Below are 12,987 nucleotides of genomic sequence, written 5' to 3'. Positions count from 1 at the left end.
CTATGTCTCCTTCGCCAGCAACAGCAAACTGCCGTCGCCCTGCCCCACAGCGCGATAGCCTGAGGTAACGACGGTGGAGGTCTCGGACTCCACGATGATCGCGGGACCTTCGACAGCCTTGCCGGGGGTCATGCCGGACCGTTCAACCTCGCGCGCTTCGACCGATTTGCGCAGGGCGGCATCGAAAAACCGCCGCGTCCGTGAGACGGCCGCGTCCGTGCCGCTGCTATGGCCGACCACTGGATCGGTGTCCGGCAGCACGGTCGATACGGTCAAAAGCCAGTTCGTGATCTCAACGGCCAACCCGTCGATCACCCGACCAAACAGCGTGCGATAGGCCTGTTCAAACGCTTTGAGGATCAGCGATACATCGCAATCTTCAAACTGTTTGTGCGGCAGCGACACCGGGATTTCCCAACCCTGCCCGGAATAGCGCATCTGCGCGGTCAGGCGAATCTCGGTATCTGCCCCTTTGGCCCCTTCTTCGACAAAGGCGCGGGCCTCGGCCTCCATGTCGATCAGGGCGGCATTCACGGCCCCGGCATCAAAATCGTCCATGCGCTGGAACAGCCCGCGCGTGGCTTCAAAGCTGAACGGTGCCTTGAGGAACCCGATGGCCGAGCCGACACCTGCGCCCGGCGGAATGATCAGCGCCTTGATGCCAAGCTTTTCGCACTGACGACAGGCATGCAGCGGCGCACCGCCACCAAAGGCGATCATGGTGAAGTGTTCAATATCGCGACCGTTCTCGACCGTATGCACCCGCGCCGCATTTGCCATATTCTCGTCCACCAGTTCGGTGATGCCAAAGGCGGCATCGCCGGCAGGCAGGTTCAGCCTGGTCACCGCTTTTTCGGATTCTTCCGTTTGCAACGGGATCGCACCGCCAGCGAAATTGTCAGGGTCAAGACGTCCGAGCAACAGGTTGGCATCGGTCACGGTTGGCTCGGTGCCGCCGCGCCCGTAACAGGCAGGTCCGGGTTCCGATGCCGCCGACCGGGGACCGACCTGAAGCCGTCCCATACTGTCGACCGAGGCAATCGAGCCGCCGCCCGCTCCGATCTCAACCATCTCGACAACGGGCGTCGACACGGTCATGCCCGAGCCCTTCTTGAAGCGATAAGTCCGGGCAACCTCAAAGGTGTTGGCGGTCTTCGGCGTGCCGTCCTCAATCAGGCAAATCTTGGCGGTGGTTCCGCCCATGTCAAAGCTGAGCACTTTGTCCAGCCCATATGCCCGCGCAAAATCGGCGGCAAAAATCGCGCCACCGGCCGGACCGGATTCCAGCAGACGCACTGGCTGTTCCGTCGCAGTTTCGACCGAAATCAGACCGCCGCCGGAATGCAACATGAATACCGGAGCGGCCACGCCCATCTCTCGCAGGCGACCCACCAGACGGCCAAGGTAGTCGGCGACCTGCGGCTGGACATAGGCGTTGGCAATTACGGTGTTGAAACGGGGCAGTTCACGCATCTGCGGCGAGATTACCGAAGACAGCGAAATCGACAGTTCCGGCATTGCCTTGCGCAACGCTTCGCCCATCGCGACCTCATGCGCGTCATTGGCGTAGGCGTGCATCAGACCGATGGCAACGGCCTCGAACCCGCCCGCCTTGATCGTCTCCACCATCGCGTTGACTTCAGATTGGTCCAACGCCAGCAGGACCTCTCCGTCAGGGCCCATGCGTTCGTTCAGGGTGAACCGGTCCTGACGCGGCACCAACGGCTTGGGCAGGTTCAGGTTCAGGTCGTACTGCTCAAACCGATTTTCCGAGCGCATCTCGATCACGTCCCGAAACCCTTCGGTGGTGATGAAGGCGGTCTTGGCACCGCGACGTTCGATCAGCGCGTTGGTGACTAGCGTCGTGCCATGAATGACCTGAGCAATATCGCCCAAGGCAAGCCCGGCCTGTTCTGCGGCTTTGGTTATTCCGTCCAGAATGGCCTGTTCCGGCTGGCTGTAGTTGGTCAGTACCTTGCAGGTGGACAAGCCGCCCTGGTGCTGCAACGCCACATCCGTAAAGGTTCCACCGATATCGACGCCGACGCGAACATCAATCTTGCTCATGAGGATATCAAAGGCTCCTGAGGACTTGGTTGGCGGTGAAGGCCGTCTGATACAAGCGGGACATGATCGGGGCCGACGGGACAGTCGACAGCTCAGTCATCGGCAACGGCAGATCAGACGGATCCATGCCCGAGATCAGCTGGGCCATGCACTCGCCAAAGATCGTGCCGGTTGTTATGCCGCGCCCGTTATAGCCGATCGGGGTCAGCAGATTGGGGGCCAGTTGGTAGATACGCGGCAGATGGTCCGGCGTCATGGCAATTTGACCATGCCATGCCTCTTCGAATTCGACCGGGCCAAGTTCCGGATAGAGGCGCGCAAGCTGTTTCCTGGCCCAACGATGCGACAACCCGCGACCGACGGACCCGACAACTGTTCCCATAGAGCCGATGACAAGGCGATCATGGGCATCGCGCCGGATGCTGAACATGATCTGTCCCGTGTCCCAAATACCCTGACGGCCCGGAAGAATATGCGACATGTCCGCCTGCAGCGGTTTTGTTGCAAGTTGGAAGTAGTTGATCATGGTGAACACGCGGTTCAGGTTTGGCCAAAGGGTATCGCTGTAGGCATTTGTGCCCAGCACAACATACTTGGCCCGGACCGTACCCTTGTCGGTTTCCACAACCCATTTCCCGGCATCGCGCCGCAGATTGGTTGCGCACACACCTGTGCTGATCTCGGCACCTGCCCCTCTTGCTGCGCGCGCCAGACCACGGCAATAGCCCATCGGATTGATGGTTCCCGCCCTGTGATCCAACAAGCCCCCGTGAAAAGCGCTTGTTCCGGTTTTTTCCACCATTTCCCCGGCCGACAGAAGATCAACCGGTTCACCCAGACGTGTCCACTCGGCATGGCGCGCCTTTAGATCCTCGAAACCCGACGGAGCGTGAGCAGCGTGAATGGTTCCCGTTTTGGTGACCTCACAACGGATCTGATGTTTTTCGATCAGGTCAAAAACCTGCGAAGGACCTTCACCAAACCGCTTTACAAAACGCGGCCCATAGGTGTCGCCCAGCTTTTTCCGAACGGCGGCGGGGGGATGCCAGACCCCGGCGTTAACCAGACCCACATTGCGGCCCGAGCCACCGAAACCAATATGCCTGGCCTCAAGCACATGCGCGCTCAGCCCTTGCTCTGCACAATAAAGCGCCGTTGAAAGACCGGTGAACCCCCCGCCGACAATTGCGACATCCGCTTCCGCGTCGCCAGCCAACGGATTGCGAAAATCCGGCTCCTCTGCCGACATATCCCAAAGAGAGATCGGGCTGTCTGTATTCATGCGAGCGGACCCTCTTTTCTAACTATGAACATGCTGGGCAGTCAGGCGATTCCTGTTAACTTACGTTGCAACGATCTTATCATTGTGTCAATATATGAAAAATATGTTTTATATACCGGAACAATGACCATGACTAGACTTAAGAAAACAGCAGCCCAGATGGTGCAGGACTCGCGCGATCGCATCGAAGAGATCGAAACAGCAGACCTGATCAAAGCGGTCGATGATCCCAATGTCGTGATTGTTGACATCCGCGATGTGCGCGAGCGTCAGCGTACCGGGTTCATCCCGGGCAGCTTCCATGCGCCGCGTGGCATGATCGAATTCTGGGTCGATCCTGATAGCCCGTACCACAAGGATATCTTTGCGCAGGAAGGCAAGAAATATGTCTTTCACTGTGCGTCGGGCTGGCGGTCAGCCCTGACGGTTGCAACCCTGCAGGACATGGGCTTCGAAGCGGCACATCTGAAAGAAGGATTCGGTTCCTGGGAAAAATCCGGCGGCCCTATCGAGAAAGCCGATTGAATCCAGCCGGAAGCTGCGCCTCAGAGTTGGCGCAGTTTCTGGGTCACACCTTCTGCAGCGTGATGCACCAACATCCCCAATCGATCCTCGCCGCCGTCACTCATGTTGATATCAGGCAGTGAGATACCAAGCGCGGCGATTGCCTCACCGTCGGGCAACAGGATGGGGGCTCCGAAGCTCAGGATGCGGTCGCGGAACTCTCCGCGGTCAAACGCATAACCGCGTTTTAGCGTTTCCTGCATATCCTCGGCGACTTGTTCCAATGTCGTCAGGGTTTTGTCTGTGTACCGTGCCAACTGGCCCTCGAGCTTGTCGCGCAATTGATCAAAATTTCTCGACAGAATGGCCTTGCCCGTTCCTACGCAATGAATTGGGGCGCTGCCACCGACGGGATTCCAAGACCTGATTGGCTTCAGGCTTTCAACCTTGTCTATATAGATGACACTCAATCCTTCAGGCACCGCCAGATAAATCGCCTCACCGGTTTCCTGACTTAGATAGGCCATCTCAGGTGCTGCAGCAGCTCGCAGGTTGAGGTTTTCGACCGAACTGCGCCCAACCTGCCATGTCTTCAGCGTCGCGGCATAGGTCTTGTCATCAAGGTGTTTCACATAGCCAAGCGTGATCAGGGTCTGCAACAGCCGGAACGTGTTCGATTTTGTCAGTTCCAGTTCGCGCGACAGCTCGGTCACTCCTTTGCTGCCTTGATGCGCTGCGAGATTCTCCAGAATGGCAAGGCCTTTGGATAGGGTCGAATCCACCTTTGGGGCTTTTGGTGCTTCACTCACTGTTCGTCCTTTCTGCGCAGTCTGTTCTGTATAGCAGAACGGGAAACGGCTTCAAATGATGGTTGATCATGAACCGTCAGATCAGGCACTTCACCTTCGAAAAGGCGTATGTCCACCATGGTCGAATGTGACGCCGGGCTTTGGGTCAGGCTTGATGTGCGCAGATCATGGGTCAGGGCATTGGGGTTGCCGTGCCTGTCCCGTTCCTGAGGGGCATCATAGTCAGGGTCGTACCAGGCTCCTGTCCACAGGAAGACGCAGCCTTTCAGAATGTCCGGCGTCACACGAGCCCCGGCCAGACACCGCCCGCGATCGCTAAGAAGTTCCACGACATCGCCATCCGCGATCCCTTTGGCCGCTGCGTCGTCGGGGTGGATCAGAACTGGCTCCCGCCCCTGCACTTTCAGGCTGAGGCTATAGTCGCCATTGTCCAGCTGCGAATGCAAACGTGTGCCCGGTTGACCCGAAAGCAGATAAAGCGGCCGTGTGCCTGCTGCGGCATCGCGCGGCTCAAACCATGTCGGATGGCCGGGGCAATCCTCCAACTGAAACCCCGATATCTGATCTGAGAAAATTTCAATGCGCCCGCTTGGCGTCGGCAATGGATGCGCGCCGGGGTCGTGGCGGAACTCTGCCATGAACACCTGCGCCGGAGACGGATCGCGCAGTTCGACTATGTCGCCCTGAATGAAGGCATCCCAGTCAGGCAAGCTTTCACCGCTTGCCAATGCCGCGTCCTGTGTTTGGGTCCAGATCCGACGTAACCAGCCGTCGCAGTCCAGCCCGTCCGAGAACAGCTCGGCGTTGCCCATGCGGCTGGCGAGTTCTGTGTAGATGTCAAATTCGATCCGCGCCTCTCCGGGCGGTTCGGCGCTGGCGGGCATCGGGACCAGAGCGTTATCCGACTTGCCCCCACCAAAATCCGTCCGTTCCTGCGGGGCTGCAACTGGCAGAACGATATCGGCATGACGCGCCGTGGCAGTCCAGTTCAATTCGTTCACGATGATGGTTTCAGGGCGTTGAAAAGCCGCGTGCAGACGCCGCAGGTCCTGATGATGGTGGAACGGATTTCCTCCAGCCCACCAGATCAGGCGAATATCCGGGAAAACCCGATCTGTGCCCTTGTACGTGTAGGTGTCGCCGGGGTTAAGAAGCATGTCCGATATCATTGCCACCGGGATGAAGTCAGACACCGGGTTTTTGCCCTGCGGCAACGTCCCCCAGCGGAACGGACGCTCGATATTGCCGATATTGGCGTTCACACCGAAGCCGATCGTGTAACCGCCACCGGGCAACCCGATTTGCCCAAGCATCGCCGCCAGCGTGACGGTCATCCACAACGGCTGCTCGCCATAGTCGGCCCGCTGAAGTGCAGCGGCGCAGGTGATCATTGTACGGCCTGCCGCCATTTCCCGCGCCAGCGAAACGATGCGATCCGCAGGAACACCCGAGACCGACGCCGCCCATCGGGCGGATTTTGCGATCCCATCGGAGACGCCCATGAGATAGGCGGCAAACTTGTCGAATCCGACCGTATACCGGTCAAGGAATTCCGCGTCGTGCAGGCCTTCTGTCAGCAGCGTGTGCGCCAGTCCCATCATAACGGCGGTATCGGTGCCGGGCTTGGGCGGTACCCACTCTGCCCCGATCTCGGCATCGGCATCCGTTTTCAACGGGCTGAAGTTTACGAATTTCACGCCGGATACGGCGCAGGCTTTCAGGTTGTCCACCATTCTGTGGCGCGCCACCCCGCCATCGCTGACCTGTGTGTTGCGTGTGGCCATACCGCCAAACATCACCACCAGATCAGAGTGTTTGGCAATCACCGGCCATCGGGTGGCCTGCGCAACATGCGCTCTGAACGGGCCAGCAATGTAAGGCATCAGCACAAGGGCCGCGTTGTAGCTGTAATTGCCCTCAGAGCGAACAAAGCCGCCCTGCCCGTTCAGGAAACGCTTGAGCTGGCTTTGGGCATGGTGAAAGCGCCCCGCGCTTGACCAGCCATAGGACCCGGCAAAAATCGCCTGATTGCCATGCGCGTTGCGCACCCGGGTCAGGTCGGTGGCAATCAGATCCAGCGCATCGTCCCAACTGACCTCGACAAAGCTGTCGCGTCCTCGCACGCCCTCCCTTTCCAGCCAGCCGCGACGGACCGCAGGGCGCAGAACGCGCGCTTTGCCATTCAGGCTTGAAGCGATATTGCGGTTGATCTCAGAGGGATTCGGATCATCCGGGTGCGCATGCACTGCCACCAGTTTGCCATTTCTGGTTTCAGAGATACCCGCACCCCAGTGGTTACCTGTCAAGGTTCGGGAGGTTTCTTCGGTCACGCTACTGTTCCGATATAATAAACTGCTATTCCGAATATTGACACAATTTTAGCGGACTGTCATCATTCCGAAAGGCTTCAGAGGGCGCAAAAGTGCAGGACACCCCATTCAGTTTAGCAGACTGCCTGGTGCAGGATGGTCGGCCCGATCACGCAGAGGGTCGGCACGTGAACATGCCAATCGAACTTGGCTCAACAATGGTGTTTGACACCTTTGCAGCGTTCGATGCGGCCCGCGACGCCCGATACGAGAGCGGTACACTCTATTATGGGCGCTACGGAAACGCGGCAACGCACAAGCTGGAGCTGATGATGGAAAAGCTGGAAGGTGCGGAGGCGATCACTCTGACCTCTTCGGGCGTGGCGGCTATCACAACCGCGCTGATGGCCCTGACCCGGCCCGGCGGCCATGTTCTGGTCGCCGACAACGTATATGGCAATACACGGGCCTTTTGCGACGGGTTGCTGACACAACAGGGGGTAATGGTCGAATACTTCGATCCCTTGATTGGCCGCGAGATCGGCAATCTGATTCGTTCGGAAACGGCGGCGATCATGTTTGAAAGCCCCGGCTCGGGCACGTTCGAGATGCCCGATATCCGGGGCATAGCGGCCGCTGCAAAATCGGCAAATGTGCCGACCATCCTCGACAACACATGGGGGACACCTGTTTTCAGCCAGCCCCTGTCCTGGGATGTCGACATTTTGGTGTATTCCGGCAGCAAATACATCTCGGGCCATTCCGATTGCATGCTGGGCATCACGGCAAGCAACGCGGCATATGCGCAGGTTATTCGAAAAGCGGTTATGCAGATCGGTGATAAAACCGGGGGTCAGGAGATCCTGCTGGCTCTGCGTGGCCTCAGAACCCTGAAGCTGCGGATGGAGTATTTCGACAAGGCCGGGCGCGAGATGGCGATGTGGTTTGCTGCGCAGCCGCAGGTCAAAACTGTTCTGCACCCCGCGCTGCCCTCCTGCCCGGGTCACGGGAACTGGGCGCGGGACTTTACCGGGGCAGCGGGTCTGTTCGGCGTCATCTTCCACACAACCAGCGAAAGCGCCGTCCACGCCTTTGTTGATGCGCTGCATCATTTCGGAATTGGCGTCAGCTGGGGTGGATATGAAAGCCTTGCCTTACCCGTCACGCCCGTGCGCACGGCGACAGACTGGTCGGAAACCGGCCAGCTTGTCCGCTTCAATATCGGCTTGGAGGACCTTGAGAGCCTGAAATCGGACCTCGCCCGGGCGCTTCCTTTGCTTGACGAATAAGGAACCAGAATGCTCAACAAAATTGACCATTTCGCCATCGGTGCGGGCACACTTGAACAAGGCGTCGCAGCGATGAAGCAGGCCTTGGGCGTTGACGTGCCTCAAGGCTCCAAGCACGACGCCATGGGCACGCATAACTGCGTCATGCAAGCCGGGAACGACAGCTTTTTTGAACTGATCGCCATCGACCCATTGGCCCCCGATCCGGGCCGGGTCCGGTGGTTCACTCTGGACGATCCTGACACACAAACCCTCCTGAACGACCGCCCGCGTGCCTTGTGCTGGGTTGTGAATACCGACGATCTGGACGGCGTTATCGCTGCAAGCCCTGTCGATCTGGGCGAAGTCGTCAATTTCCAGCGCGGCGATCGAACCTGGCGTCTGACCGTTCCCAAAGACGGGCATCTGCCGGAAAACGGGCTGCTTCCGGCGTTCATTGAATGGTCTCCGGGTCCGCACCCGTCTAAGGGTCAGCAGAAGCTGGGCGTCACTTTGGCCAAAGTTCAGGTTCAAACACCGGATGCCGACCGCATGAAGGACCTGTTTGCGAAGCTGCAGATCTCGCATTTGGCCGACATATCCGAGGGTCCGGCCGCGCTGTCATTTGTTCTGGAAAGCCCGAACGGGACTGTAACGCTGGATTAAACGATAGGTGCCGCATAGCGGTGCCTTCGGTCGACCTGAGCCCAAAGCCGGATGGCCAGGTATCCATTACGATCACTTAGGTCATTCGCGACGCCGCCTCTGCGACCGGTGCATTTGCTTGCGCAGGGCAGCCAGAGAAGTTGGGGGATTACCGCTCAGCAACTTTCATACGCCGTTTGAGGTATTCACCATACTGGCCAAGCCCGAACAGGAAGACCCAGTAGATTGCCGCGACAAAGGCCAGAACCTCGATGTAATAGGGTGCCCATTCGCCCGTGCCAAAGGCCGCATTGGCCGAGGCGAGGATATCGAAGAACCCGATGATGATGACGATGGCGGTTTCCTTGAAGGTCACAACCACATTGTTGACCGTCGCTGGCAGCGCATGGCGGAACACCTGCGGCAGCACGATCCGCCCGAGGATTTGCCAATAGCTCAGCCCCAGCGCCTTGCCCGCTTCGAACTGGCCCTTGGGGATGGCCTGAAAACCGCCACGCAGAACCTCGGCCTGATAGCAGGCGAAGAATAGGCCGAAGGCGATGATCACCCGCCAGATCTTGTCCCCTTCCAGCCAGCTGGGCAGCAGGATCGGAATCACAACAGCCGCGGTGAACAGGGTTGTCAGCAGCGGCAAAGACCGGATCAGGTCGATCACCAGCGAGGCAAAGCCACGCACCACCGGCATTTCCGAGCGGCGCATCAGCGCCAGACCCAGCCCCATCGGCATCCCGATCAGCACCACGCTGGAGAACAGGAACAGCGTCAGCGCCAGCCCGCCCCACTGGTCGGTCGTGACCTGCGGCAGACCCAGCAGGCTGCCTTCCATCAGAAGGTAGTAGATGGCGAAACCGGCGATCCAGATGGTCGACAGTCGCCTGGCGGTCCAGGTCCACGGGAAACAGGAAATCACCACAGTGCCTATAATCGACAGGCATGCCAGGGTGGATCGCCAGTGCTCTTCATAAGGGTAAAGGCCGAACAGGATCAGACGGTGCCGCGCGTCGATAACGGACCAGCAGGCTCCGCCATGAGCACATTGCTCCACGTCATCAGCACTCCACACCGCATTGAGGATGCCCCAGTTCAGCGCCTGCCAGACCAGCCATGCGAGGCTTGCAAAGACGACAACGGTGATAACCGAATCCATCGGCGTGGCAAAAGACCGGCGGCGGAATTGCTGCCAGTCGAATTTACCGGAGAGGACCGCATCAGCCATATCAATGCGCCTTCAGTTTGAGGCTTTCGTTCAGCCAGTTGACGAATTGAGCAATCGAGAAGTTGACCAGCAGAAACGCACCCATAAGGATGGCGATCAGTTCCAGGGTCTGCCCGGATTGCGTGATCGAGGTTGAGACGATGTAGAACAGGTCCGAAAACCCGATGGCAACGCCGATCGTTGTGGCTTTCATGATGAAAATCCACTGGTTGCCAAGCGGCGGAATAATCGTTCGCAGTGCCATCGGCATCTTGATCCGCGCCCAGATCGCGCTCCGGGTCAGCCCAAGCGCCTCGCCAGCCTCGATCAGTCCCTTGGGGACTTCGGCAAGGCCGCCGCGCACAACCTCAGCGATATAGGCCGAGCCGTACAGCGTGATGGCAATAATCATGACCAGCAGTTCGGGAGAAATGGTCAGACCACCGACAAAGCGCAGACCCTTGAGTTCAGGCCACGAGATTGCGCCCTCGCCCGCAGGAACCGACAGGCCGGTTGCGATCAGGATCATGAAGAACCCCAGGCCGATCAGGGCGAGCGCAATCCTGAAAACGCTGACTTTCATCCGCGCCATGAAAAACGCCGCAGCGATCAGGGCCAGCACCATGAAAAGAGCAACGGTCAGTGATACGTTCAGCAACGGGATCATCAGCCCGCGATTGGACAGAAAGATCGCCTCACCCACGGACATCGCCTGTCTGGGTCCCGGCAGGTGGATCACGATGGCGTACCAGAAGATTCCCTGAAGGATCAGCGGAATGTTCCGAAACGTCTGGATATAGACGGCAGCTGCGGTTTTCAGCGCCGGATTGCGCGCGTCACGAAACGTCCCGATGAGGAAACCGAAAACAGTGGACAGCACAATGGTCAGGAAGCCCAGAAAAACCGTGTTCATGAACCCGATTGTCAAGGTCCGGGCATAGCTGTCGTTGATATCCCGCTCGATCAGCGAGAAAGAGTAGGACCAGCCGGTAGACCGCTCGAGGAACCCAAAGCCGCTGGCAAGACCCAAAGCACTCAGGTTTATCCTGGCACTTTGGATGGCACCGATAACGATAAGCGCGGAAAAAACGATCAGCCCGCTTTGGATAATCAGCTTGCGCCTGTTGGCGCGCGCCTTCAACTCGGATGCGTCCATGGCTTTTAATCTTCTGATTTTCAGGGAGAATACGGAGCCGCAATACCACGCGGCCCCGCGTCTAGGTTAGCTTTTAGTCAAGCTGCGGCGCGTACAGAACACCGCCGTGGCTCCAGAGGTTGTTCAAACCGCGTTCCAGTTTGTACGGGCTGTTGTCGCCCAGATTGCGGTGGTAGATTTCACCATAGTTGCCCATGGCCGCGATCATCTCTTTCGCCCATGTGTCGCGCAGCCCCAGACGTTCGCCCATGCCCGGTTCGGCGCCCAGCAGACGGGCGATTTTCGGGTTGGGCGGGTTGGCTGCCATGTCTTCCACATTCTCGGACGTGATACCCTCTTCTTCGGCAATCAGAAGCGCCGCCAGCATCCAGTTGGTGAAATCGACAAAGCCCTCATCCCCCTGACGCATTGCGGCCGAGATCGGTTCGTTCGACAGTTGATCATTCAGAATGACATGCGCATCCGGGTTTTCCATCTCGGTGGCACGCAGAACGGCCAGGAACGGGCCCCATGCCACAAAGCTGTCGCACCGGTTGGCCAGATAGGCAGCACGCAGTTCGGATGCCTTTTCATAGCTGACCATGGTGTGTTCGACGGCAATGCTTTGCAGATAGTTCGCGGCAATCCGTTCAATAGTCGTCCCCGCCTCGACGCAGATGGTGCCGCCTTCCAGATCTTTCGCTTCGGTGATGCCCAGATCGCCGTGCGCCATGAACTGTGCGCCTCCGAAGAAATAGGGGATCGAGAACTGCAGACCCAATTCGGTGTCGCGACCCATGGTCCAGCCGGTCGCCTTGATGATGACATCGACATCACCCGATTGCAGTGCAGGGAACCGCTGCGCCCAACTCAGAGGAACAATCTGGGCTTTGCTCGGATCGCCGAGCAGCGCTGTGGTCATCGCGCGGCAGAGGTCAATATCCAACCCTTTCCACTCGTTCTTATCGTTCACTTCGACAAAACCGAAATAAGACCCGTTATGGCCCGAGCACAACATGGTGCCACGCTCTTGGATTGCCTTGATCGTCGGGCTTTCCGCCAGTGCCAGGTCAGGGAACGCCATCCCTGCCACCACAGCCAAACCTGCCGCCAAACCTTTGATTCGCATTTTTCCAACTCCACTATTGTTCTGAATATCAGCACATTTGTATTGATATAGAGAATGTATAAGTTGACCCAGCGAGTCAATAGTTTCGAAACTGAGACTTAAGTTTTGTCGGAACGGACCGGTCGGACTTGCTCAGACTTTGAGCAATCAATGTTCGAGACCTCACGAAACGCGCCTTTGAAATCGAAATGCGAACTCCACCCGCCCTAAAAGAATCCGTCGACTTGATCGCGCGCGGGCGACTGATGTCACGTATTTCAGGACACACGGGGGTTTCGCATATCTCTGTATCGTCATCGGCCTGTTCTCTCGGCGTGTTGTCGGCTTGGCGGTCCAGTCGCGACAGACACCAGAACTTTCTTTGCAGGCTTTGCTGATGGCGATTTTGCGTAGAAAGCCCGAGCTTGGTCTGCTTATCCGCTCCGACCAAGGTGCCCAATTCACAAGCCGTGAATGGGCGGCGCTCTTGCGCGAATTCAATCTGGAACACTCCATGCACCGCAGGGGAATTTGCCATGATAACGCAGTGGCCGAGAGCTTCTTTCAGCTTCTGAAGCGGGAAAAGTCAGAGGGCCGAAGTCTCGTACCCACGCAGAAGCTAGGGGCACCTCAAACACCGATGT

10 protein-coding genes and 1 pseudogene are annotated in these 12,987 nt (G+C 58.3%); 4 read left to right on the top strand and 7 right to left on the bottom strand.

From position 1 onward, the window contains the following. Positions 1-2,067, bottom strand: coding sequence for a hydantoinase/oxoprolinase family protein (locus ACR3EN_RS11645; protein WP_480825023.1), 2,067 nt, complete (start codon positions 2,065-2,067; stop codon positions 1-3). Between the two features lie 7 nt (positions 2,068-2,074). Further along, entirely contained in the window at positions 2,075-3,349 is a 1,275-nt protein-coding gene (locus tag ACR3EN_RS11640; RefSeq protein WP_480825025.1) for an NAD(P)/FAD-dependent oxidoreductase, read from the bottom strand. A gap of 129 nt (positions 3,350-3,478) precedes the next feature. Here ACR3EN_RS11640 and ACR3EN_RS11635 point away from each other — a divergent pair, with 129 nt between their 5' ends. After that, positions 3,479-3,874 carry a rhodanese-like domain-containing protein gene (locus ACR3EN_RS11635; RefSeq protein ID WP_480825027.1) on the top strand — a complete coding sequence of 132 codons (396 nt, stop codon included), beginning with the start codon at positions 3,479-3,481 and terminating at the stop codon, positions 3,872-3,874. A 20-nt stretch (positions 3,875-3,894) separates the two neighbouring features. Here ACR3EN_RS11635 and ACR3EN_RS11630 read toward each other — a convergent pair whose 3' ends face one another. Together ACR3EN_RS11630 and ACR3EN_RS11625 are read right to left on the bottom strand one after the other, a co-directional pair. Beyond that, positions 3,895-4,662, bottom strand: a complete 768-nt coding sequence (locus tag ACR3EN_RS11630; RefSeq protein WP_480825029.1) for an IclR family transcriptional regulator — start codon at positions 4,660-4,662, stop codon at positions 3,895-3,897. After that, on the bottom strand, positions 4,659-6,992 hold the full coding sequence (locus tag ACR3EN_RS11625) for a molybdopterin-dependent oxidoreductase (RefSeq protein WP_480825031.1): 2,334 nt from the start codon (positions 6,990-6,992) through the stop codon (positions 4,659-4,661). The genes ACR3EN_RS11630 and ACR3EN_RS11625 overlap by 4 nt, the downstream gene beginning before the upstream one ends. A gap of 92 nt (positions 6,993-7,084) precedes the next feature. Here ACR3EN_RS11625 and metC point away from each other — a divergent pair, with 92 nt between their 5' ends. Next, positions 7,085-8,260: a cystathionine beta-lyase gene (metC, locus tag ACR3EN_RS11620; RefSeq protein ID WP_480843320.1), complete on the top strand. Its 1,176-nt coding sequence runs from the start codon at positions 7,085-7,087 to the stop codon at positions 8,258-8,260. Positions 8,261-8,269: 9 nt separating this feature from the next. Continuing rightward, positions 8,270-8,905: a VOC family protein gene (locus ACR3EN_RS11615; RefSeq protein ID WP_480825033.1), complete on the top strand. Its 636-nt coding sequence runs from the start codon at positions 8,270-8,272 to the stop codon at positions 8,903-8,905. A gap of 148 nt (positions 8,906-9,053) precedes the next feature. Here the strand turns inward: ACR3EN_RS11615 and ACR3EN_RS11610 are convergent, their stop codons facing one another. The 3 genes from ACR3EN_RS11610 to ACR3EN_RS11600 form a co-directional block, all read right to left on the bottom strand. Continuing rightward, on the bottom strand, positions 9,054-10,121 hold the full coding sequence (locus ACR3EN_RS11610; protein WP_480825035.1) for an amino acid ABC transporter permease: 1,068 nt from the start codon (positions 10,119-10,121) through the stop codon (positions 9,054-9,056). A gap of 1 nt (position 10,122) precedes the next feature. Next, positions 10,123-11,256: an ABC transporter permease subunit gene (locus ACR3EN_RS11605; RefSeq protein ID WP_480825037.1), complete on the bottom strand. Its 1,134-nt coding sequence runs from the start codon at positions 11,254-11,256 to the stop codon at positions 10,123-10,125. Positions 11,257-11,329: 73 nt separating this feature from the next. After that, positions 11,330-12,364: a transporter substrate-binding domain-containing protein gene (locus ACR3EN_RS11600; protein ID WP_480825039.1), complete on the bottom strand. Its 1,035-nt coding sequence runs from the start codon at positions 12,362-12,364 to the stop codon at positions 11,330-11,332. A 226-nt stretch (positions 12,365-12,590) separates the two neighbouring features. Here ACR3EN_RS11600 and ACR3EN_RS11595 point away from each other — a divergent pair. Then, positions 12,591-12,944 (top strand): annotated as a pseudogene (locus tag ACR3EN_RS11595) (transposase); the annotation flags it as partial. Between the last annotated feature and the right edge of the window lie 43 nt (positions 12,945-12,987).

It is taken from the genome of Ruegeria sp. G7 (assembly GCF_056535465.1).
The sequence above is the reverse complement of the archived record's forward strand: the minus strand, read 5'-3'. Positions and strand labels throughout refer to the sequence as shown.

Coding starts and splice junctions, on each gene's coding strand:
- ACR3EN_RS11635 (WP_480825027.1), top strand. CDS start 3,479: ATGACTAGACTTAAGAAAACAGCAGCCCAGATGGTGCAGGACTCGCGC.
- ACR3EN_RS11610 (WP_480825035.1), bottom strand. CDS start 10,121: ATGGCTGATGCGGTCCTCTCCGGTAAATTCGACTGGCAGCAATTCCGC.
- ACR3EN_RS11615 (WP_480825033.1), top strand. CDS start 8,270: ATGCTCAACAAAATTGACCATTTCGCCATCGGTGCGGGCACACTTGAA.
- ACR3EN_RS11640 (WP_480825025.1), bottom strand. CDS start 3,349: ATGAATACAGACAGCCCGATCTCTCTTTGGGATATGTCGGCAGAGGAG.
- ACR3EN_RS11600 (WP_480825039.1), bottom strand. CDS start 12,364: ATGCGAATCAAAGGTTTGGCGGCAGGTTTGGCTGTGGTGGCAGGGATG.
- ACR3EN_RS11605 (WP_480825037.1), bottom strand. CDS start 11,256: ATGGACGCATCCGAGTTGAAGGCGCGCGCCAACAGGCGCAAGCTGATT.
- ACR3EN_RS11645 (WP_480825023.1), bottom strand. CDS start 2,067: ATGAGCAAGATTGATGTTCGCGTCGGCGTCGATATCGGTGGAACCTTT.